Origin of the sequence: Komagataeibacter europaeus, assembly GCF_002173515.1 — a bacterium.
In the GTDB taxonomy this organism is placed as follows: domain Bacteria; phylum Pseudomonadota; class Alphaproteobacteria; order Acetobacterales; family Acetobacteraceae; genus Komagataeibacter; species Komagataeibacter europaeus.
In genome coordinates this window covers 769,141-787,058 of the sequence record NZ_CP021467.1, presented here as the reverse complement: position 1 = coordinate 787,058, position 17,918 = coordinate 769,141, and the positions used below count along the sequence as shown (strand labels likewise).

Sequence of the window (17,918 nt, the reverse complement as noted above, 5' to 3'; positions counted from 1 at the left end):
CATGGAAATGGTAAAGACCGAAGTACAGACGGCACAGAGACTGTGGATACGCAGGGCGCGTCTGGACATACCCAGTTACCAGCGTCCGTATGTCTGGCAGTCCGAAGATGTAGAAAAATTCCTGCAGGATATAGACAACGCCATGAAGGCGGGCCGGCCGCATTATTTCATCGGCACGCTGATTACAACAAATACGGCCGCAACGGATGCCGCACCACCCTGTTATGAACTGATCGACGGGCAGCAGCGCCTGACAACGCTGATGCTGATTTTCCTGGCGTTTGTCCGCGTGCGTGAGCCAAAAGAACCAGACAAGAGGCTGCCGCTACTGCACGGCGTATTGAGAAAATTTCTTTGCGATCCAACAAAATGCGATGAACCCCGCCTGCATTTCGCCATTCGTGAACAGGTGCGCGACCTGTTTCGCGCCTGGCTGTCCGGGCTGTCCGAAGCGGGTTCAGGGGATGCGTACGTAAAGGGCCTGTCGGGTGGCCTGAAGACCGCGAAGGACTTTCTGGCTGGCAAATCAGGTCCAGAATTGTATGATTTTGGACGCTACCTGTTTCGTAAAGTAAAATGGGTCAACAACATCGTGCCGCAGGGCACGGACTTCAACCGCTTGTTTACCGCGCTGAATACCAGCGGCGTGCAGCTGGAGGCATCCGATATCATCAAGGCGCGCCTGCTGGAACTGATCCCGGACCGCCGGATGGATTATAACGCCATCTGGCAGGCCTGTGAAAACATGAACGGCTTTTTTGAACGCAACCTGCGCGATGTGTTTCCCCATGCCAAATGGGAAAACTGTTCTTATGACGACCTGAAAACGTTCAATCCTGAAAAATTCTGTCTTGAGGGATGCAGGCCCGACCAGACAGCCGCCATGACCCTGTCGGACATCGTGGCGCAGGAAAACGTGTCAGACACGCAGGAGCAGACACCTGAAAAGGACGATGGGGAGGATGAGGACGTCCTGACGCATGCCACGTCCATCCTGACCTTTCCCCAGCTATTGCTGCACACATTGCGCATTTACCGTCATCAGCATGGCCAGGACGACATTGGCAGCGTCGATCCCGCCCACCTGAATGAACGTTTTGCGGCTTTTCTGGAGGAATGTACTAAGACCCCGGCGGAGGCAGGAGCTACAAAGGCACGCCAGTTTATCGAATGCCTGTGGACCGTGCGCCACCAGTTTGACCAGTGGGTCATGAAACGGGTTACGGATCCACAATCGGGCCAGTCCATCATGTTCCGTGCGCAGATCAAGGACACAAAAACCGGTAAAAAACGCCTGTCCCGCGCCCTCCCCACGGCGGATGGCAGGGTTGGCGCGCTGGAGCAATTGCAGACCGTGCGGTATTTTACGGGTGACCACAGTGCGCAGTACTGGCTGACCCCGTTTCTGGGCCGACTGGCAAAGGGCCGATGGGAAGATGATCGGTGGATAGCAGACTGGTTCCCGACGGATACGCATGTTCTGGGCCTGCTGGAAAGACTGGATAACCGGCTGTCATGCATTGTGCGGCACAATACGAAAGATAAGCAGGAAAACGGCATCCATACCCAGAAAGCCGCCAGTTTCGATCTGTTATCGGGTGACCTGTCTGGTCCCGGCACGCCCACCTATAAAACGGCGGAGAGCGTTATTGCCGCACTGATGCAGGATCAATATCCCGATATCACGCATTACTGGTTCCAGAAGCTGGAATATGTATTGTGGAAAAAGACGCGCGACGGGGTATTCCCTGTCCTGCCTGATGATATGAGGAACGGGTTCAGACGCTACCGGATCGTGTCCAGGAATTCGGTCGAACACGTCTATCCGCAAACGCCCCGCAACCTGCCCAAGCTGAACGAGAAGATCCTGCATCGTTTCGGTAATCTTGCCCTGCTGAATCCGGGTGAAAACAGCGCGTATGGCAACCAGAGTTTTACCGACAAGAGAAACGAGTTCTTTGAAAAAGGCAGGAAAACCGGCAGATATGATTCACTGAAACTGGCCTGGCTGTTTGCCATTACAAAAAATATGGAAATCGATAATAGCGCCGGCATCGAGGAACGGATGGAAACCATGATACAGGAGCATCAGAAGGAGATGCGGGCGTTTCTTATGGAATATTACGAAGCGGATCGCCCATGACCGGTCTGCCCGCATGGCCATTCATAAAGGCGGCGTCTTTTGAAGCTTTTTGAAAAAAGCTTCACCAGAAACTTCTGTCCTTCCATCCCTGCTGGAAATACTGCACGGCCAGTGTTACCGCCTGCCGGCGCAGGTTCCGGTCCCCGCGCGTCAGCACACCCGGCGGTTCCTGCATTTCGCGCATATGGACCCGCGTAAAACCCGGGTCATGCCGTGTGATGGACGCGGTATTGTCGATCAGGCCGGCCAGCCTGATCGTCTGGCCCTTGGCCGAGGCCACGGCATGACGCCCATGACGTTGCGCATATGCAATGTAAGTAATGGTGCCGTATAACAGATGTATTGCGTGTATTTTCCGTCATGCAGCGAAGCGGTAGCGTGAACGCGGCCGCCCCCGCGCCCATCCCCCGGCTTTTCATGTGATGCGTGACTGGGAATTATAAAGCACTCGGTCTTAATTATATTATGAAACTGACCTGTTTTATGTCCGGACGAAGCGTAACCGTGCCTTATTTATTTTATATGCGGAATGCGGAACCGCCGGGATGATGTGCCGTTGATGTTCCCACAGCGCGCATTTTCGGGGTTGCTTCCCCAATGAAGCCCAGCAGGGCGCCGGGGAAAAACAAGGACCTTCTGTAGCCGCTGTGATATGGAAAGGTGAGGATCATGAGTTATCATATCTCCCTGCACACACGTACCAGCCAGCCCGCATTCGCACCGGCCGACAGCCGTGGTGGTGGGGGGGCCGCGCACAATCCCGGCAACTTTGCCAATGATCCCGCCCGCGCGTCCGAAGCCGGGCACAAGGGTGGACAGCACAGTTCCGGCAACTTCGCGAACGACCCGGAACGCGCGGCGGAAGCCGGCCGTAAGGGCGGCCAGCACAGCCATGGCGGGCATACGGCGGAAAAATCGACATCCGCCGCCAGCACCCGTACCGGCGGCACGCCCAAGGCGACGCAGCACGGTTCGGGCAACTTTGCCGATGATCCCGAACGCGCGGCGGAAGCCGGGCGCAAGGGCGGCCAGCACAGCCACGGCAAATCGTAAGTAACCGGGTGGGCGGGACCTTTAGCGGGTTCCGCCCAACCTGCCTGTTATCCATGAATGCCCCCGCCGCGGCGCGATCACGTCCCGCTGGCGGCGCGGCCTTCATGACATGCAAGGAGAAGCACCATGTCCGCTTCAATGACAAACAATACGACAGACGGGTCCATGACCGGCAAAATGACCGGCGATATCGCCGGCAGGCATGACCTGATTTCTTCCGACAAGGTCGAGGGCACGTCCGTGTACTCCCCGTCGGGCGAGAAACTTGGCACGGTCAGGTATTTCATGGTGGACAAGGTCAATGGCGACGTCGCCTATGTCATCATGAGTTTTGGCGGCTTCCTGGGCATGGGCAACAGCTACCATCCCCTGCCGTGGAAAGCCCTGCATTACGACAAGGAACGCGGCGGCTACATTGTCGCCCTGACACGCGAACAGCTTGAAGCCGCCCCCGCCTATGCCGAGGACACGTCCCCCGACTGGACCAACAGCCAGTACGGCAGCCAGGTCGATACCTATTACGGCGACCTGCCGAAAATGTAAGCCGGGTCCGGGCCGGTAGAACATGTAACCGCAGGCCACGGCGTCATGCCATGGCCTGTGGTTTTTTTCGGGCAGGCCATGAAGGCAGTGTCATGGTCATGCCCTTTTTTTTGCAGAAGACGACCCGGAAACCGGCCGTCAGGCGGATTGCGGGATAATGCCGATCATCTCCCCCTCGGTCGGTTCCGGGACCGGCGGCAGGGTCATGACCTGATCGGGCAGCGCCATGCGCGCGGGCGGCATGGGGTCCAGTTTCTGCGGCTGGCCGGTCTGCAGCGCGCGTTCCACCGCGGCAAGGACGCGCACGTCGCGCAACCCTTCCTCCCCATCCGGTTCGGGGTCACGGTCATGCAGGATGCAGTCGGAAAAATAGGCGATTTCCCCGCCAAACTGCTCCACCGGGTCATGGCGGTGCGTCTGCTTCCGCCCGTTTATGCTGGTGGTGTAGGTAATGCCGACGTTGGGGCCAAACATGTAGCATGGGCCGGCGGTCACGCTGCCCCTGTCACCGACCAGCGAGAAATTCTCGACCGGCGCGCAGGCATAGCTGACCAGGAAATGCGCGATCCGCCCTTCGGCAAAGCGCAGGGTGACGGAAACCGTATCATCAAAATTGAACCGCCGCCCCGGCGTTTTCGCGCCCACGGCGTGGACCTCCACCGGTTCGCGGGCAAACAGGTTGCGCACCGCATTCAGCGGATAGGTGCCCATGTCGGGCACCGGGCCGGACCAGTAGCCGGAATGGCCGCGATGGTTGGCTTCGGCAAAATTCTGCCCGAACATGGAACTGAAGGCCATCAGGTGCCCGAAATCCCCATTGCGACAGCGTGAGATCAGTTCCACCGTCCCCGGTTCGCAATGCAGGCGGTACGCGATCATGAGCTTGCCGCCGCCGCGTTTCTGCGCATCCAGTATGGCCTCGCAGTCCGCGACGCTGGTTGCCATGGGCTTTTCCAGCAGCAGGTGCAGCCCCGCCTCCAGCACGGGCACCGCGTACTGCCGGTGCAGCGCGTTGGGGGTGGCCAGGTAGACCGCATCAATATGGCCCGAACGCAGCAGCGTGGGCAGGTCATCGTAATGACAGGCCGGAATGTCGTAGCGCGCCGCCAGCCTGCGTGCCTTTTCCGGGTCACCCGTCACCAGTGCGGCCAGCACGGAATTCTTCGCCCGCGCCATGCCCGGCATGAAGGCCTGTTGGGAAATCTGGCCACCGCCAATGACGGCGTAACGGATTTTCCGGGCGTCTGTATCGGGTGTCATCGCATGCCTCCACGCTGGGTTGTCGTGCTGGCGGGTGAACGTGGCCCCGGGGCATGGGTTGCGATGGATCTGGCCGCCTGATTTTCATGCGGTCGCGGGTCGATATAAAATAAAACCGGAAATAATGACGGGCGTTACATCACAACGCCGCCTGTCGCGACGTTACCGTCAAAGGATAAACGACAATGATCGCCCGTCCCCTTCGTATCGCGTCGCTTGTGGCGTTTGCGCTGTGCCCCGGTGTTGCGGCCCACGCCCAGGGCAACACGCCCCCCCGGATGCCGGTCGAGACCATGCCCGAGCGTGGCGCGCCCTCCACCTCCACATCCCGAACGCCAGATAGCGCGTGCCGGACACAGGACACCGCGCACGGCCATTCCCACCCCTGCCCGCGCAAGGATCCCAGCAACCCGAGCATACCCGGCACGCAGCCCGGCGGGGGCGCGGCACCTTCATCTTCCTCCACGCCGCCTACGGGCAACATGGATGAATGACATCAGGTGGTGGCGGACTTCATGATGACCAGCCCGGCAAGGATCAGCAGTGCCGCGATGATGCGCGACGGGCTGGCGGCCTCGCCAAAAATCAGGATACCGGCCAGGAAGGCCCCGACCGCCCCGATGCCCGTCCATACCGCATAGGCCGTGCCCAGTGGCAGGGTGCGCATGGACCACAGCAGCAGGCCGAAGCTGATCGTTACCGCCACCAGCGTGACAACCGTGGGCCACAGGCGGGTAAAACCTTCCGACTGTTTCATGGCGGTTGCCCATATTATCTCGAACACGCCCGCTACGATCAGGGCTATCCACGCCATCAGTTTCTCCATCAGGCCGGGATGGCCGGAATTTCCCTGCCACGGCAGGGGATTACTGCCGCGCACACCTAGACCATATTGATGTCGGATCGCAACGATTAAATGACCGGTCGCCGGTGGCGTGGTCCCGTCCTTGCTTGCCGCCAGTGCCGTCCTGCCCGGCCGGCGGCGTCCGCATATCTGCGAAAGGCGCATCCTGTCCCGCCGGTCCCCATATGGCGGGGGCGGCCGGGTCGGATGCGCCTTTCATGCCTGTCGCCCGGCCGGGCACGGATGCGCGCCAGACCGGGCGACAGGACGGGAAGGACCGGCCTGGCCGGAACCTGTCCCGTGAACAGTCCGCTAAACGGAAACGGCTGTCTTAGCGACGGCCGTGATGGTCTTCGTGGCGTTCGCCGCCAAAGCCGCCTTCGCGGCCCTCACGGTGCTCCCCACCGAAACCACCCTCGCGACGTTCTTCGCCAAAGCCGCCTTCGCGGCCTTCGCGGCGCTCCCCGCCGAAGCCACCTTCGCGACGTCCCTCGCCAAAGCCACCTTCGCGGCCTTCACGGTGTTCCCCACCGAAACCGCCTTCACGGCCTTCGCGATGTTCTTCATGGCCGCCAAAAAAGGACTGGGCCTGCGCGGCCACCGGCAGCGATGCGCCAAGCGCCAGCGCAAGCATGATTGTGCGTTTCATAATGTCTCCTCCGGGTTACAAAGTGGTAACATTGTGGAATTGACAGGGGGATGGAAGGGGATGCTTTGTTACAAAAAGATACCACAAGGATCCATTATCAGGAATTTACTGGTAATGTTTTATGAAAAAGGAATAATTCCCTTACGCTACACAGATATGCATGGATATTTTCAGTCGGTACAATTAATTCGTCGGTAATCATTTGGCGTATGCCACCCGCCTGACCTGCATGATGATCGCGTAGCGGTGATCGGGGATTCATACAATCATCACATTCATGGCCCGGTGTTTTTGTTAGGCTGTCCCTGCCCGCGCCTGTGCTGGCGCCTTGTCAGGAGGTTTCCGGATCATGAATACGCAAGCCGTCTCCACCCCCAGCCCCCGCAAAGAGCCGCATGAAGAATGGCGCGAAGCCCTGATCCATGCATGGAAGAACCGTCGCGGCCATGCCCGTGGGCATGACGCATCCCATGTCCGTCCTGATGACGGTTTCGTGCATGAGGAAGCATGACATATCGTATCCGCAACAATGTTCCGTAATAACCGCTGGTATGATGCACTCTGTTACAAATAATTTACTGGTACAGGCTTCCTTGCCGCTGGTTGTTATTTTATAAGGCGACGGCAGGTTTCTAAAACCCGATTGGTAAAATAGGAAATTGAATATAATGAAAAAGTCCCTTCTCCTGGCTGCTGTCCTTGGTCTTTCCCTGCCGGTTGTCGCCCACGCTGAAGACACCAACGAACAGGGTCGCCATGGTGAGCATCACGGCGAACACCACGGCAAGCATCATGGCAAGCACCATGAAGAAAACGGCCAGAACGGTGAAAACGGCGACCGTGAGCACGGCGAACATGGTGATCGCGAACATGGCGAACATGGCGAGCACGGTGAGCATGGTGGTGAGCACGGCGAACACGACCACGAAGGCCCGCAGCAGTAATCTGCAGCCATCGTAGCGCGAAAAAGGGGGCGTCCCATGCCGGGACGCCCCTTTTTTTATGTCCTGTCCCCTGCCCTTCGCGTCGCGCCCTGCGACCGGGCGGGTCAGAACAGGATCAGGTCAATGCCAATGCCCAGCAGCAGCATGCCCCACAGGGAAACCCCCAGTGCCCGGCGCCGGATCAGGTTGGCTGACAGCAGCACCAGCAGCGGGTCGGTCGCGGGTGCCTCCCCTTCCGCGCTGTCCGTTCCGGCCGTTTGTGCCGGGGGGTGGCCATGTATTTCGCGGTAGGGACCGCCCTGTTCCTCCACCCCCACGGCATGGAGCAGCCCAAGGCGGAAATCGCGCAGTTCCGCTTCGGTATACAGCGTCTGGCGGTTGATGGAGATGGGTTTCGGCCCGCAGCGCAGCCACTTCATGGCGCGCAGGTGCGACGGGCGGATACCAAGGTAGTGCGAGGCCTCACGCGGGGAAAGAATGTTGCGGCGCGGGAAATGCAGCACGGCCGGACTGGAATTGTCATTCTGGGGGCGCATCACGACGCTTGACCTCTGTTCTGGATACCCGCGCATGGCACGGCTTGCTGTGCTGGCGTGGTGACAGGGTGCCGCGTCGTGACGCCAAAAGCCAGCCCCTTTCGTCCGTTTCCGGTACGATTTCATGATCATCCCCTTTTCGTAACGCTTCGATGGGGCTAAAGCGGCCGGGCGCGCCGTTGCCTGCGCGCGGTGTCGCGCCTGTTGTCAATCCACTGTGGTGTCCGTGCTCATGATGCGTATCGGCATGCTCTCGATCGGGGCATTCATCTGGCTGGTGACCGAAGTCCTGCCCATTGGCCTGCTGACGGATATCGCCCACGGGCTGAATGTGTCCGATGGCGCGGTTGGCATGCTGGTCACGGGTTATGCGTGGCTGGTGGCGCTGACCGCCATTCCGCTCACGCTCCTGACATCGGGCATGGACCGGCGCGTGCTGGTGGCGGGGCTGCTGGCGCTGGCTGGCGTGGTGGACATTGCCTGCGCGTTCGTCACCAATTACGCGGTCATGGCGGTGCTGCGCGTGGTGCTGGCGCTGGGGCATGGCATTTTCTGGTCGATCATATCGGGGGTCGCGGTCAGGCTGGCGCCGGACCTGCCGGTCACCCGCGCCACGGCGCTGGCGTTTACCGGGGTGGCGATGGGGTTTGCCTGCGGCATCCCCATGGCGTCGGCCATCGGGCAATGGCTGGGCTGGCGGTCGGCGTTCATCATATGCGGGGTGGCGGCGCTGGTGGTCATGGGGGGGCTGCTGGCGCTGCTGCCACCGCTGCCGTCCCGACGCAGGCACCTCAACATCATGGTGCTGCTGCGCCAGCCATTGCTGCGCTATATCGCGGTGCTGACCATGCTGGTCATCATGGCGCATTTCACGGCCTATACCTATATCATCCCGCTGCTGCACGACATTCCGCGCAGCCCGGAAAAACTGGTGCCGGTGCTGCTGCTGGTCTATGGCGTGGCGGGCATTGGCGGCAACTGGACCGGCGGGCGGCTGCCGTGGTCGGCCGGCACGACAATGGGGCTGTCCATCATCGCCATGGTGTTCTGCCATGGGCTGCTGGTGGCGTCGGGGTGGCTGCCGGGGCTGGTCTGGGTGGACATGGTGATCTGGGGCGTGGTCGCGGCCCTGCTGAACCTGACACCGCAGAGCTACGCCATAGAACTGGCCCCGGCGGAGCGTGAGGCCGCGTGCTCCTTCTGCGTGACCGGCTTCAACACCGGCATTGGCGCGGGCGCGCTGTGCGGCGGCGTGGTACTGTCCACCGCCGGGTCATACGCCATACTGGGGTGGAGCGTGGGCATCGCGCTGGTGGCGCTGTGGGTGCTACGCGCGGGGCGGCATTACGCACGGCAGGCCGCGCGCTGACCCGGTTGGCGGGGCCACGCCCATGGCCTATGGTCGCGCCGTGCAGACAGGAAAGACCCCATGACCGATCGTATCGTATACAAGATCCTGACACCTGATGAACATGATGCCCTGACCCGCGCGGGCAGCCTGGCCGGATCCCCCGCCGATCTGGCCGACGGGTTCATCCACCTGTCTGCGGCGGACCAGGTGGCGGGCACGCTGGACAAGCATTTCAGCGGGCGGTCCGGGCTTGTGCTGGTGGCGGTGGACCTGTCCCTGCTGGACCCGGCGGTGGTGCGGTGGGAACCCTCACGCGGGGGGCAGTTGTTTCCCCATCTGTACGCCCCCCTGCCCGTTGGCGCGGTGGTGGCCACCGCCCCGGTGGCGCGCACGGCTGATGGCGGGGTGGACCTGCCGGTCTGACCGTTCCGGCCCCCGCCCCGTGGCGCGGTTCAGTCGGGGTCGTTGTCGGCTTCCTCGGTCTCCACGCCAATCACGCCGTCAATGTCCGACAGTGCCGCCACCAGGTGCGACAGCGGCCGCCTGCCCCGCACCTTTATGAACAGCGTGACCGTGGCGGGTGCCGCCGCGTCCCCGGCGGGGGACGCCGTCGTGTCATGCTGGCGGTCGCGCAGGTCCTGCAATGCATCGGTATCCGCCACCGTGCCGGCCGGTGGTTCGATGCGCACGCGGTGAATGGTGAAGCGCAGCTGCGAACAGCGGATCAGGATGGTGCGCAGCAGTCCCCGCCCGTCGGGATAGGATATGAACAGCCCCGCCGACCGCGCCGCATGGTCACGCGGGACAAGGTGCGCAAGCCGCGGAAACCCCAGCATGATGATGAAATGGCCCACGACCGTCGCCACCGCCAGCGCGATCAGCCCCGCCCCGCACGCCATGCCCAGCGCCGCCGTCAGCCACACGGACGCCGCCGTGGTCAGCCCGCGCACCACGTCGCGGCGCATGAAGATCACGCCGCCGCCGATGAATCCGATGCCCGACACCACCTGCGCGGCGATACGCGACGGGTCCAGCACCACCCGCCCGCTGTCAAGAATGTTATTGAACCCGTATTTCGACACCAGCATGAACAGCGCCGACGCCACCCCCACCAGCGTATAGGTGCGCAGCCCGGCACTTTTCTGCCGGAACTCCCGCTCCAGCCCCACCAGCGCCGACAGCACGAACGCCAGCGCCAGTTCCCCCAGCTGCAGCCATCCCTCCCCCACGGTCGTCGGTGTGAATGATGGCTGTATGGTCATGCGTGTCCATGGTCCCTGTCCGTGGTGCTGATGGGTCATGCCATCAACACGACAGGCGTGGGCGGGGTTGCCTGCACGCGCCGCACGGGTCACAACGGCATGGAAACAAAAGGAAGGCATTGCCGGGCAGCCCCCTGCCCGGCGCGGGAAAAAACCCATGGAGATGTTCATGACGCATCGGGCGCACGACCCGGCCACCAGCAGGAAGGGAAACGGGTCATGGCATCGCTGATCCGCGTATCCCGGCAGGAGGTGGCGCTCATGGCCGTGACCTTCTTCTGGGGGGGCACGTTCCTGGCGGTGCATCTGGTGCAGCAGTATTGCGGGCCGCTGTTTTTCGTGGGCGTGCGCTTTGGCACCGCGTCGCTTATGGGCATTGCCGTGTTCCACCGCATGCTGCGGGGGGTGACGGCGGCGGAAATCCGCGCAGGCACGGCCATCGGGCTGTGCATGTGCGTGGCCTATGTCAGCCAGACCTATGGGCTGCGGACCATCAGCAGCAGCCGCTCCGCCTTCCTGACCGCGTTGTACGTGCCCATGGTGCCGCTGCTGCAATGGGTCGTGCTGCGCCGTCCCCCCCATGTGATGAGCTGGGTGGGCATCGGCCTGGCCTTCTGTGGCCTCATGCTGCTGTCGGGCACGGGGGCGGTGTCGGGCGCCTTTGGCCCCGGTGAGGCCGCCACCCTGCTGGGGGCGCTGGCCACGACGGGGGAAATCATCCTGATCGGGCGGTTTGCCGGTCGTGGCGACAGCCGGCGCATCACGGTGGTGCAGCTGGTGGTGACGGGCGTGCTGGCGCTGGCGGCCATGCCGGTCATGGGTGAAAGCCTGCCCGCCTTTTCCTGGGCATGGGTCGCGGGCGGCGTGGGGCTGGGTGCGGCCAGCGTGCTGATCCAGCTGACTATGAACTGGGCGCAGAAAGCGGTTTCCCCCACCCGCGCCACCATCATTTACGCGGGCGAGCCGGTATGGGGCGGCCTTGTTGGCTGGATCGCGGGCGACGTGCTGCCCGCGACATCCGTGGCGGGGGCCGCGTGCATCGTGGCGGGCGTGCTGGCCAGCGAATTGCGGCTGCCCGCGCGCAAACGCGGGCCTGACGCCACATCCTGACGCGGTTGAAGATAACTTGTTGATAAATGCAGGTTTCCGGGCGTCGCCTTTTTCAAAAAGACAGCGTTCTTTCGAAGCTTTCTGAAAAAAGCCGTGCCAGAAACTTTGCTATGGCCGGCATGATGGCCCGGTGCCGGACGGGTCCGGCGCGGGCGGGCCGAGTGTCCGGACAACCTGCCGCCTGCGCCGCACCACCCGCCATGCCGCGATTCCCAGCGCCAGCACCTGCGAAAACGCGGCTCCGCTGACAAACAGCCCCACGCCCGCCAGCGCATGGGTGGTCATGGTCGTGCCGCCACGAAAATGGCGATCCGCCCGATCGCGGCCTGCCCGGCCTGTGGTGATGCGCCCCGCAGGCGCGGACCGGACAGGTCGACCATGGCTTTCAGCAGGGAAATCAGTGTTTCCGCCGCCCCGGCCGCCGTCCTGGCTTCCGACACCACATTGCTGGACAGGTTGGCCGCCGTGCCGGTGATGACCGCGATGATCAGGGTATCCACCTTCTCCACGTCGGCAAGGATGCTGTCGAACGCCGCCCTGACGCTGGCGCTGTCATAGCTGACGGATGTGCCGGACCCGGCGGCGGACTGGAACGCGGCCAGCGCGGATTTCAGCGATGCAATGACCGTGCTGGCCAGCGCCAGGTTCGCCGTGCCCATGGCGCTTGCGATGAACGACACGTTGATGGCCGTGCTGGCGAAGGACAGGATGGCATTGCCGTAATCCACGACCTCGGCCACGTTCAGGGTGATGGTCGTGACCGTGCCGGACTTCGTGGCCGTGCAGGCGGACAGAAAGCCGGCCGCCAGCGTTCCGGCCCCGGCGCGCAGCAGGGACCGGCGGGAAAGACTGATATGCATGAATAACCTCCATTCGGGCAGTTGCGTGGCGCCGGTTACGCACGCGGCGGGCATTGTTTGCACTTCGCGACATATTTCTGCCTTGAAGTTGCATATGATCATGAAAGCAGCCCCGGATTGCATCGGCCATCCACCTAGCGCCGGGGCTGTCTTCCCTATTTCGCTGGCGTTTTTTCGGGCTGGCCCCTGCGGTCCAGGACCGGAATACCGGCCGAGGCCACGGCATGTTTCGCGGCGGGCTTGTCCACCAGCGGCACCCGCACCCCCGACTGTCCCGGCTTGAAGTGGTTTTCCGCCCAGCCGATGTTCAGGCCGATCGTCGTGATGACCTGATACGCCACGGCCCACCGGCTGCCTGCATGCGGTGGCGGAACCAGCGCGGACACGGCCGAACAGGCCAGCACGAAAACCGCGGCGTACAGTGTGTATTGCGCCGGCACCGCGTCCAGCACGAACACGACGAAGGCCCCGAGGCCGCCCAGTCTGGCCGTATTGCCCGACAGGACCTGATTGAATGCCACCAGCGCGGCGCGTGGTTTCTGGTTGTTGGTCATGTCATGCCCCACTGGCCTTGCCGGAACCCGGCGACGGGCCAGCGGCCCGTGTCGCCTGTCCCGGGATTGAAAAAACCGGCCCCCCGCGCCGTGTCATGACGCGGGGGGCGAAAACCCGGCCGCTCGCCGTGCCGGTCATGTGGGCGGGGCATCCAGCGCGCGGTCGATCTGCGCCATGCCGACATGGCCCGGCCCGTTCTCCATCCGCGTAATGCCGCAGATCATCTGCCGCATGATGGCCGGGTCATTCAGGTCCAAAGCCGTATCGGCGGCCACGTGAAGCTGCGCGCACAGGGCGGCGATGTACGTGGCCGTGGCGTTTTCACGGGCCGGGGCATAGACCCCAATGATCGCGGCGACCGTGTCCAGCCCGCGCGCGCCGTAGCGCGCAAGCTGGTCGCGCAGCGCCCGGATGCCGTCACCCATGGTCGGGAACGCGGCAAAGCGCGGGTCGGGCACGCCGGTTTCCAGATGCGCCCCGGCCTGCCCCACGAAATCAAGGTTGCCAGGATTGTTGTTGCGGATGCCACGCGGGGTTCCTGCATTCATGCTGTCATGTCCTGTGTCCGTCATGGTCCGTAACCGAAGGCGCGTCTGCACAGCGACCACGCGGCATCGCCAATCTGCCCCCAGCCCAGCAGGCCGGTGGCCAGCACGATGAAGGTCATGGTCATCCATGATGTCAGCTTCAGCCCGCCCTCGATCCGGGCCAGCCTGCCGGATATTTCGCTGTCGCGGGCGGTGGCGGTGTCGGTCATGTCGTCCACGCGTCCCATGATTTCCCGCCGCGTCCGGGCTGCGTTGTCGGCTACGGTGCGGGTCAGGTCGCGCCTGAGGTCGGAAAACTGCACGGACAAGGTATTCAGCCCTTCGCGCAGGTTGTCGTGCCCGCCCTCGACCTTCGCCAGCCGTTCGCGCACCCGCGCCAGATCCTCGACCGTGGCGCAGCGCGCGGATGGCTGCGGCGCGGGTGGTGGCATTGTGGTGGTTTCGCTCATTCATCTTCTCATAAAAAAACCGCCTCAACGGCGGTCGGGCAGGCGCGGATTGCGGGTCCGGTCAGGACGCGGCAGGCGGCGTATAGATGCTGCCCACCGGGTATTTCCCGTCGGCATCCAGCGCGTAGGCAAAACCCGCTGGAACGGTAATGCCTGTCAGGGAAAACAGCATCTGCGTGCCCACTACGTAACCGACGGCCTGCGTTGTCACGGCGGCTGGCGTGACGGTTTTTCCATCAATCCCGGTATAGGATGCAGGCTGGTATGTAAGGGCGGTCGTGCGGTACAGGATGTAGTTCTGTGCTGTGACGGTCATGCGTCAGTATCCTTATGCTGCACCCATAGCCATAACGGTCACTTCGACCGGGGCTGTAGAGGGGATGGCCGCGCCATACTGTGCCAGATGGACGCTGAACTGAGATTGTGTGGTTGTGCCGTAATAAACGTTGGCGGTTACCGAGTTACCCTTGCCGTCCCGGGTTTCACTTGACGATACGGCAACATCAGGTGCTTCGCTGAACGCGACCGGGAACGCAATCTGCTGCCCATCGGAAGCCATGATCTTGAATGACAGAAAGCGCATGCCATCAACGACATACGTTTTATAAGACCCGCTTACGTTCTGGGATGATGCTGGGTAATATACGTTCTGGGTGCCCGTGCTGTCGGTGACATACAGACCCCCATTATTCCCGGACGTTATATTTACCGAATAATTCCATCCGGACGCGGGGCTGGATTTTACCAGATTGAAGGATACTCCATCTGCTGAAGCCCACGGCGTGCCGTTGCCCAGGTAGTAGTTGAACAGCGTGATAGGGGCATTTACCCCATCGTTCGCGGCGTTCGTTGGAACGCGTGCAGCGATTTCGCTGGTGAACGTCCCGTTGGTGTTTGCCTGCGAAGTCTGGAATGCAGTCAGGTTGGATTGGACCGTTGTGATGTCCGCTGTAATCGCGATCCCTTCGAAAACGTATGCGGTTCCGTTGTTGTAGACCGCAATGGGGCGACCTGTGGACTCCTGCTGGTACAGACCCTGTATCTGATAATCACCCGCCCCCTTACCGTAAATGCCGGATACGCAGTCGCTGATATCAGCGGACAGGGTGGCATTTACATTGGCCTGATTGGCGGTCGCAGCCGTCAGGTTGGTCTGGACCTGCTGCACGTCCGCCTGGTTGGGCAGGTCGATAATTTTGGGCGCGCCCGTGGCGTCCTGATAGGTGAACGCCGGGCGCTGCGTCGCGTTCTGGAACCACAGCCCCATGCCCGGCAGGTCGCCGGTCGTACCCGTGATGGTGGCCAGATACGTGCCGGACAGCAGGGTGCCCTTGTCCACGCCATCAATCGCTATGCGCAGCAGGCCGGAATAGGTTGCGTCCTGCCCCAGGTTGATCTTGTCAGTGGTCTGGCCGGGGCCGCCGCCCTGCTGCACGGGGGTAAAGCCCAGCGCATCCTGCTTGGCCGCCTGTAGCTGCGGGATGGTGTCGTAAAACGGCGCACCGGCCGCCTGCGCGATCATGTCCGCCGTGATGGACGTGGCCCCGGCGGGAACGGTTATGGTCCACAGCGGATAGGCGCCATCCGGCACGGACGCGCCAATGCCGATCTGCGCCATGTCCTGCCGCACGGTGGGCGCGGTCTTTCCGCTGTTATCGGCACCGGCATAGGTCACGGACGGGTCGGCGGCGTTGTAGAACGGCAGCACGGTATCATCCGTATCGACCGTGGCGGGCGTGACATAAACGGTATAGGTCGCCCCTGCCCCCGGCACCGCCAGCGTGACGGGGTCGCGGCTGGCGTACTGGCGCACCAGTGCGCTGGAGATGGCGGCAAGCGTACCGTAGGCGGATGCATCCACCACGCCGGGCGCCAGAAGGGATCCGGGCGCGACGGTCACGGCCAGCCCCGTTCCGGGCGCGCAGGCAAAGCCGCTGGCGGCCACGGTGGACCAGCCGTAAGCCATGGCCGCAAGCTGGCCCAGACCCACATACGCATTGCGCTGGGCGTTCAGCTGGTCGCTGTCCAGCGGAATCTGCGCGGGGTAGACGATCTGTCTGTCCATTATTCAGGGTTCTCCACGTCCTGAACCCACGCGATGGTGCCTGCGGGCATCACATCGGCAATGCGGTCCAGTGTCTGCGTTGCGGGCGGGCTGGTGTCACCGGTCGGCAACTGGGCGAATAGCTGGAAGGGTGCCGCGCGCGAGCCATAGCGCAGGGCCGACACGCCATAGCCGTAGCCACCGCCAATGGCGGGGGCAGCCATGCTGGCGATGCCCTTGCAGTCGGATGCATTGCGCGGTTCGATCACGCGCCCGGCGGTCCCGACTTCATCGGCAATCACGTCCACCACGTCGGGCCGCGTGCCCAGCGAGGGGAACAGTGCTTCCTCGATCCGGGCGCGGTAGGCGTCGTCACTTTCGCCGGGGTTGCGGGGCAGCAGCGTGCCGAAGAAGTCGGCGGCGAACATGTCCAGGAACGCGCCACTCATGGTCGCCAGCCGGGTCTGGTCCGCCGTTCCCGACAGCATGGCCCATATCCATGCGAACATGCTGCCAAAGCCCTGCAGCAGCGCGTTCAGCACCGGGGCCTGCTCCGCCTCCCCCGCTGCAGGAGCCGCCGGGAACCACCCGGTCGGCAGCAGTTTGCGGATGCGCAGGGCAAAACCGTTCTGCGTCACGTCAGCCAAAGGACACCGTCCCCGCACGATAGGCCGTGCCGGTTGTCGCGGGCAGGTCCACCACCCCACCGGCCAGTGTCACGCCGGTCACGTTGGTGACGGACGTGCTGGCGGCATAGGCGATCTGGATCAGGCGCGAGTAACTGGCCGCCGCCCCGATGGCGAGGCCGTTGAGGTAGGTCGCGATGTTGGTGCTGATCGTGGCCTCGATCGTGGCGAGGTTGCCGGTGCTGTCCACACTGACCGTCATGGTCACGGGCGGACGGACCACATTGGGCCGCACCACCATGATGGATACGGCCGCCGGGCGCACGGCATCGACTGCCGTATAGACAGCATCAATCACGCTGTCGGACACGTCGCCCGACCCGTCATCGACAAACACAACGACATTGCCGGGCAGGAAGGCGCCGGACGTGTCCACGTTCTCCACCACCTGGTAGATCAGGTCGGCGGAGACATCGGTCACTGCGTTCTCGATCGCCGCCACCGTCGCCTTGGACCGGCTGTTGATGTAGGCCACGAACCGCGCGCGCAGGGCGGCATCCGTCTCCCCGTCGCCGCCATTGGTCAGGGCTGCGGCGTTGGTGACGGTGTCAATGCCCGCAATGGCCGTGCCCAGCAGGCAGATGGCACCTGCCGCCACGTTGCCCGTGCTGCCGGTGGTCTCGCACTGTACCGGCACGGTGATGGACGCCGTGCCCGCAGGCCGGACATAGGCGCTGTCGGCTGCCGACCATGCGGCATTCGTGCTGTCCGCCACCACGTCATAGATCAGGTTCGACGCCGTCTTGACCGTAGCACCCACCGCAATGGTGGCCGACTGGCTGGATGGCGTGAAGGATGTAAAGGTGACGGTGCCGGTCGCCGCCGTCCCCGGTTCGCGCGACAGGCCGAAATCCTGCACGAAACTGTCCACGTCCGACCCGATGGAGGTCGCAAGCCGCGTGCGCGAAAGGATCTGCAGGGCAATGAACTGAAACCACAGCCCCAGCCCCGCCACGGCTTCAAGCATGGCGCGACCGGCGGACCCGACATTCAGGTCCAGCAGCGCAGGACACGCGCCCTGCGCCGCGGCCACCATGTTGCCCAGCGTCGTCTTGAATGACTGGAAGGTTATGGCCAAGCG

25 protein-coding genes are annotated in these 17,918 nt (G+C 63.0%); 8 read left to right on the top strand and 17 right to left on the bottom strand.

The genetic code is table 11. The features are described from left to right. Position 1 precedes the first annotated feature (1 nt). A complete protein-coding gene (locus S101446_RS03490) occupies positions 2-2,143 on the top strand; it encodes a DUF262 domain-containing protein (protein ID WP_087607618.1) in 2,142 nt (713 codons plus the stop codon). 61 nt (positions 2,144-2,204) lie between these two features. Here S101446_RS03490 and S101446_RS17975 read toward each other — a convergent pair whose 3' ends face one another. Continuing rightward, positions 2,205-2,423, bottom strand: a complete 219-nt coding sequence (locus S101446_RS17975; RefSeq protein WP_167376402.1) for a hypothetical protein — start codon at positions 2,421-2,423, stop codon at positions 2,205-2,207. 389 nt (positions 2,424-2,812) lie between these two features. Here S101446_RS17975 and S101446_RS18735 point away from each other — a divergent pair, with 389 nt between their 5' ends. Continuing rightward, positions 2,813-3,196 carry a con-10 family general stress protein gene (locus S101446_RS18735; protein ID WP_010510011.1) on the top strand — a complete coding sequence of 128 codons (384 nt, stop codon included), beginning with the start codon at positions 2,813-2,815 and terminating at the stop codon, positions 3,194-3,196. Positions 3,197-3,334: 138 nt separating this feature from the next. Continuing rightward, entirely contained in the window at positions 3,335-3,739 is a 405-nt protein-coding gene (locus S101446_RS03480; RefSeq protein WP_010510013.1) for a PRC-barrel domain-containing protein, read from the top strand. A 138-nt stretch (positions 3,740-3,877) separates the two neighbouring features. Here the strand turns inward: S101446_RS03480 and S101446_RS03475 are convergent, their stop codons facing one another. Beyond that, a complete protein-coding gene (locus S101446_RS03475) occupies positions 3,878-4,999 on the bottom strand; it encodes a Gfo/Idh/MocA family protein (RefSeq protein WP_019086330.1) in 1,122 nt (373 codons plus the stop codon). 185 nt (positions 5,000-5,184) lie between these two features. Here S101446_RS03475 and S101446_RS03470 point away from each other — a divergent pair, with 185 nt between their 5' ends. Further along, the gene (locus tag S101446_RS03470) at positions 5,185-5,493 is read left to right on the top strand and encodes a hypothetical protein (protein ID WP_019086331.1); all 309 of its coding nucleotides are present in this window, start codon (positions 5,185-5,187) and stop codon (positions 5,491-5,493) included. Between the two features lie 2 nt (positions 5,494-5,495). Here the strand turns inward: S101446_RS03470 and S101446_RS03465 are convergent, their stop codons facing one another. Both S101446_RS03465 and S101446_RS03455 read right to left on the bottom strand, forming a co-directional pair. Then, positions 5,496-5,813 carry a DMT family transporter gene (locus S101446_RS03465; protein ID WP_010510019.1) on the bottom strand — a complete coding sequence of 106 codons (318 nt, stop codon included), beginning with the start codon at positions 5,811-5,813 and terminating at the stop codon, positions 5,496-5,498. A 361-nt stretch (positions 5,814-6,174) separates the two neighbouring features. Beyond that, positions 6,175-6,492, bottom strand: a complete 318-nt coding sequence (locus S101446_RS03455; protein ID WP_087607616.1) for a hypothetical protein — start codon at positions 6,490-6,492, stop codon at positions 6,175-6,177. 349 nt (positions 6,493-6,841) lie between these two features. Here S101446_RS03455 and S101446_RS17970 point away from each other — a divergent pair, with 349 nt between their 5' ends. Next, complete coding sequence (locus S101446_RS17970; protein ID WP_010510023.1) at positions 6,842-7,003, top strand: hypothetical protein; 162 nt, start codon at positions 6,842-6,844, stop codon at positions 7,001-7,003. Positions 7,004-7,124: 121 nt separating this feature from the next. On the opposite strand, the gene S101446_RS03450 is transcribed toward S101446_RS17970, so the two are convergent. Beyond that, positions 7,125-7,412, bottom strand: coding sequence for a hypothetical protein (locus tag S101446_RS03450; protein ID WP_244184460.1), 288 nt, complete (start codon positions 7,410-7,412; stop codon positions 7,125-7,127). Between the two features lie 128 nt (positions 7,413-7,540). After that, on the bottom strand, positions 7,541-7,972 hold the full coding sequence (locus tag S101446_RS03445) for a hypothetical protein (RefSeq protein WP_010510027.1): 432 nt from the start codon (positions 7,970-7,972) through the stop codon (positions 7,541-7,543). Positions 7,973-8,204: 232 nt separating this feature from the next. On the opposite strand from S101446_RS03445, the gene S101446_RS03440 reads away from it, so the two are divergent. Both S101446_RS03440 and S101446_RS03435 read left to right on the top strand, forming a co-directional pair. Beyond that, positions 8,205-9,341, top strand: coding sequence for an MFS transporter (locus S101446_RS03440; RefSeq protein WP_244184458.1), 1,137 nt, complete (start codon positions 8,205-8,207; stop codon positions 9,339-9,341). Between the two features lie 60 nt (positions 9,342-9,401). Further along, positions 9,402-9,746 carry a DUF952 domain-containing protein gene (locus S101446_RS03435; RefSeq protein ID WP_010510031.1) on the top strand — a complete coding sequence of 115 codons (345 nt, stop codon included), beginning with the start codon at positions 9,402-9,404 and terminating at the stop codon, positions 9,744-9,746. A gap of 29 nt (positions 9,747-9,775) precedes the next feature. On the opposite strand, the gene S101446_RS03430 is transcribed toward S101446_RS03435, so the two are convergent. Then, entirely contained in the window at positions 9,776-10,744 is a 969-nt protein-coding gene (locus tag S101446_RS03430; protein WP_087607613.1) for an MgtC/SapB family protein, read from the bottom strand. Between the two features lie 60 nt (positions 10,745-10,804). On the opposite strand from S101446_RS03430, the gene S101446_RS03425 reads away from it, so the two are divergent. Further along, positions 10,805-11,695 carry a DMT family transporter gene (locus S101446_RS03425; protein ID WP_010510034.1) on the top strand — a complete coding sequence of 297 codons (891 nt, stop codon included), beginning with the start codon at positions 10,805-10,807 and terminating at the stop codon, positions 11,693-11,695. A gap of 108 nt (positions 11,696-11,803) precedes the next feature. On the opposite strand, the gene S101446_RS17965 is transcribed toward S101446_RS03425, so the two are convergent. From S101446_RS17965 to S101446_RS03385, 10 genes are all read right to left on the bottom strand, one after another. Continuing rightward, on the bottom strand, positions 11,804-11,980 hold the full coding sequence (locus tag S101446_RS17965; RefSeq protein WP_167376414.1) for a hypothetical protein: 177 nt from the start codon (positions 11,978-11,980) through the stop codon (positions 11,804-11,806). After that, positions 11,977-12,555, bottom strand: a complete 579-nt coding sequence (locus S101446_RS03420) for a hypothetical protein (RefSeq protein ID WP_019091580.1) — start codon at positions 12,553-12,555, stop codon at positions 11,977-11,979. Before S101446_RS03420 ends, S101446_RS17965 begins: the two co-directional genes overlap by 4 nt. 155 nt (positions 12,556-12,710) lie before the next feature. Next, a complete protein-coding gene (locus S101446_RS03415; RefSeq protein ID WP_087607612.1) occupies positions 12,711-13,109 on the bottom strand; it encodes a hypothetical protein in 399 nt (132 codons plus the stop codon). Between the two features lies 1 nt (position 13,110). Further along, on the bottom strand, positions 13,111-13,248 hold the full coding sequence (locus S101446_RS18180; RefSeq protein WP_208620548.1) for a hypothetical protein: 138 nt from the start codon (positions 13,246-13,248) through the stop codon (positions 13,111-13,113). Next, a complete protein-coding gene (locus S101446_RS03410) occupies positions 13,245-13,682 on the bottom strand; it encodes a structural protein (RefSeq protein WP_087607611.1) in 438 nt (145 codons plus the stop codon). Before S101446_RS03410 ends, S101446_RS18180 begins: the two co-directional genes overlap by 4 nt. Then, positions 13,679-14,107: a hypothetical protein gene (locus S101446_RS03405; protein WP_010510043.1), complete on the bottom strand. Its 429-nt coding sequence runs from the start codon at positions 14,105-14,107 to the stop codon at positions 13,679-13,681. Before S101446_RS03405 ends, S101446_RS03410 begins: the two co-directional genes overlap by 4 nt. 61 nt (positions 14,108-14,168) lie before the next feature. Then, complete coding sequence (locus tag S101446_RS03400; RefSeq protein ID WP_010510045.1) at positions 14,169-14,423, bottom strand: hypothetical protein; 255 nt, start codon at positions 14,421-14,423, stop codon at positions 14,169-14,171. Positions 14,424-14,435: 12 nt separating this feature from the next. Then, complete coding sequence (locus S101446_RS03395) at positions 14,436-16,172, bottom strand: hypothetical protein (protein ID WP_087607610.1); 1,737 nt, start codon at positions 16,170-16,172, stop codon at positions 14,436-14,438. After that, a complete protein-coding gene (locus S101446_RS03390; RefSeq protein WP_244184456.1) occupies positions 16,172-16,789 on the bottom strand; it encodes a hypothetical protein in 618 nt (205 codons plus the stop codon). Before S101446_RS03390 ends, S101446_RS03395 begins: the two co-directional genes overlap by 1 nt. Position 16,790: 1 nt before the next feature. Beyond that, the gene (locus tag S101446_RS03385; RefSeq protein ID WP_087607608.1) at positions 16,791-17,915 is read right to left on the bottom strand and encodes a baseplate J/gp47 family protein; all 1,125 of its coding nucleotides are present in this window, start codon (positions 17,913-17,915) and stop codon (positions 16,791-16,793) included. Positions 17,916-17,918: the final 3 nt, after the last annotated feature.

What these genes read in the sequence shown, in the direction of transcription:
- S101446_RS03490 (WP_087607618.1), top strand. Translation starts at nt 2, where the DNA reads ATGGAAATGGTAAAGACCGAAGTACAGACGGCACAGAGACTGTGGATA.
- S101446_RS18735 (WP_010510011.1), top strand. Translation starts at nt 2,813, where the DNA reads ATGAGTTATCATATCTCCCTGCACACACGTACCAGCCAGCCCGCATTC.
- S101446_RS03480 (WP_010510013.1), top strand. Translation starts at nt 3,335, where the DNA reads ATGACAAACAATACGACAGACGGGTCCATGACCGGCAAAATGACCGGC.
- S101446_RS03475 (WP_019086330.1), bottom strand. Translation starts at nt 4,999, where the DNA reads ATGACACCCGATACAGACGCCCGGAAAATCCGTTACGCCGTCATTGGC.
- S101446_RS03470 (WP_019086331.1), top strand. Translation starts at nt 5,185, where the DNA reads ATGATCGCCCGTCCCCTTCGTATCGCGTCGCTTGTGGCGTTTGCGCTG.
- S101446_RS03465 (WP_010510019.1), bottom strand. Translation starts at nt 5,813, where the DNA reads ATGGCGTGGATAGCCCTGATCGTAGCGGGCGTGTTCGAGATAATATGG.
- S101446_RS03455 (WP_087607616.1), bottom strand. Translation starts at nt 6,492, where the DNA reads ATGAAACGCACAATCATGCTTGCGCTGGCGCTTGGCGCATCGCTGCCG.
- S101446_RS17970 (WP_010510023.1), top strand. Translation starts at nt 6,842, where the DNA reads ATGAATACGCAAGCCGTCTCCACCCCCAGCCCCCGCAAAGAGCCGCAT.
- S101446_RS03445 (WP_010510027.1), bottom strand. Translation starts at nt 7,972, where the DNA reads ATGCGCCCCCAGAATGACAATTCCAGTCCGGCCGTGCTGCATTTCCCG.
- S101446_RS03440 (WP_244184458.1), top strand. Translation starts at nt 8,205, where the DNA reads ATGATGCGTATCGGCATGCTCTCGATCGGGGCATTCATCTGGCTGGTG.
- S101446_RS03435 (WP_010510031.1), top strand. Translation starts at nt 9,402, where the DNA reads ATGACCGATCGTATCGTATACAAGATCCTGACACCTGATGAACATGAT.
- S101446_RS03430 (WP_087607613.1), bottom strand. Translation starts at nt 10,744, where the DNA reads ATGGGTTTTTTCCCGCGCCGGGCAGGGGGCTGCCCGGCAATGCCTTCC.
- S101446_RS03425 (WP_010510034.1), top strand. Translation starts at nt 10,805, where the DNA reads ATGGCATCGCTGATCCGCGTATCCCGGCAGGAGGTGGCGCTCATGGCC.
- S101446_RS17965 (WP_167376414.1), bottom strand. Translation starts at nt 11,980, where the DNA reads ATGACCACCCATGCGCTGGCGGGCGTGGGGCTGTTTGTCAGCGGAGCC.
- S101446_RS03420 (WP_019091580.1), bottom strand. Translation starts at nt 12,555, where the DNA reads ATGCATATCAGTCTTTCCCGCCGGTCCCTGCTGCGCGCCGGGGCCGGA.
- S101446_RS03415 (WP_087607612.1), bottom strand. Translation starts at nt 13,109, where the DNA reads ATGACCAACAACCAGAAACCACGCGCCGCGCTGGTGGCATTCAATCAG.
- S101446_RS18180 (WP_208620548.1), bottom strand. Translation starts at nt 13,248, where the DNA reads ATGACCGGCACGGCGAGCGGCCGGGTTTTCGCCCCCCGCGTCATGACA.
- S101446_RS03410 (WP_087607611.1), bottom strand. Translation starts at nt 13,682, where the DNA reads ATGACGGACACAGGACATGACAGCATGAATGCAGGAACCCCGCGTGGC.
- S101446_RS03405 (WP_010510043.1), bottom strand. Translation starts at nt 14,107, where the DNA reads ATGAGCGAAACCACCACAATGCCACCACCCGCGCCGCAGCCATCCGCG.
- S101446_RS03400 (WP_010510045.1), bottom strand. Translation starts at nt 14,423, where the DNA reads ATGACCGTCACAGCACAGAACTACATCCTGTACCGCACGACCGCCCTT.
- S101446_RS03395 (WP_087607610.1), bottom strand. Translation starts at nt 16,172, where the DNA reads ATGGACAGACAGATCGTCTACCCCGCGCAGATTCCGCTGGACAGCGAC.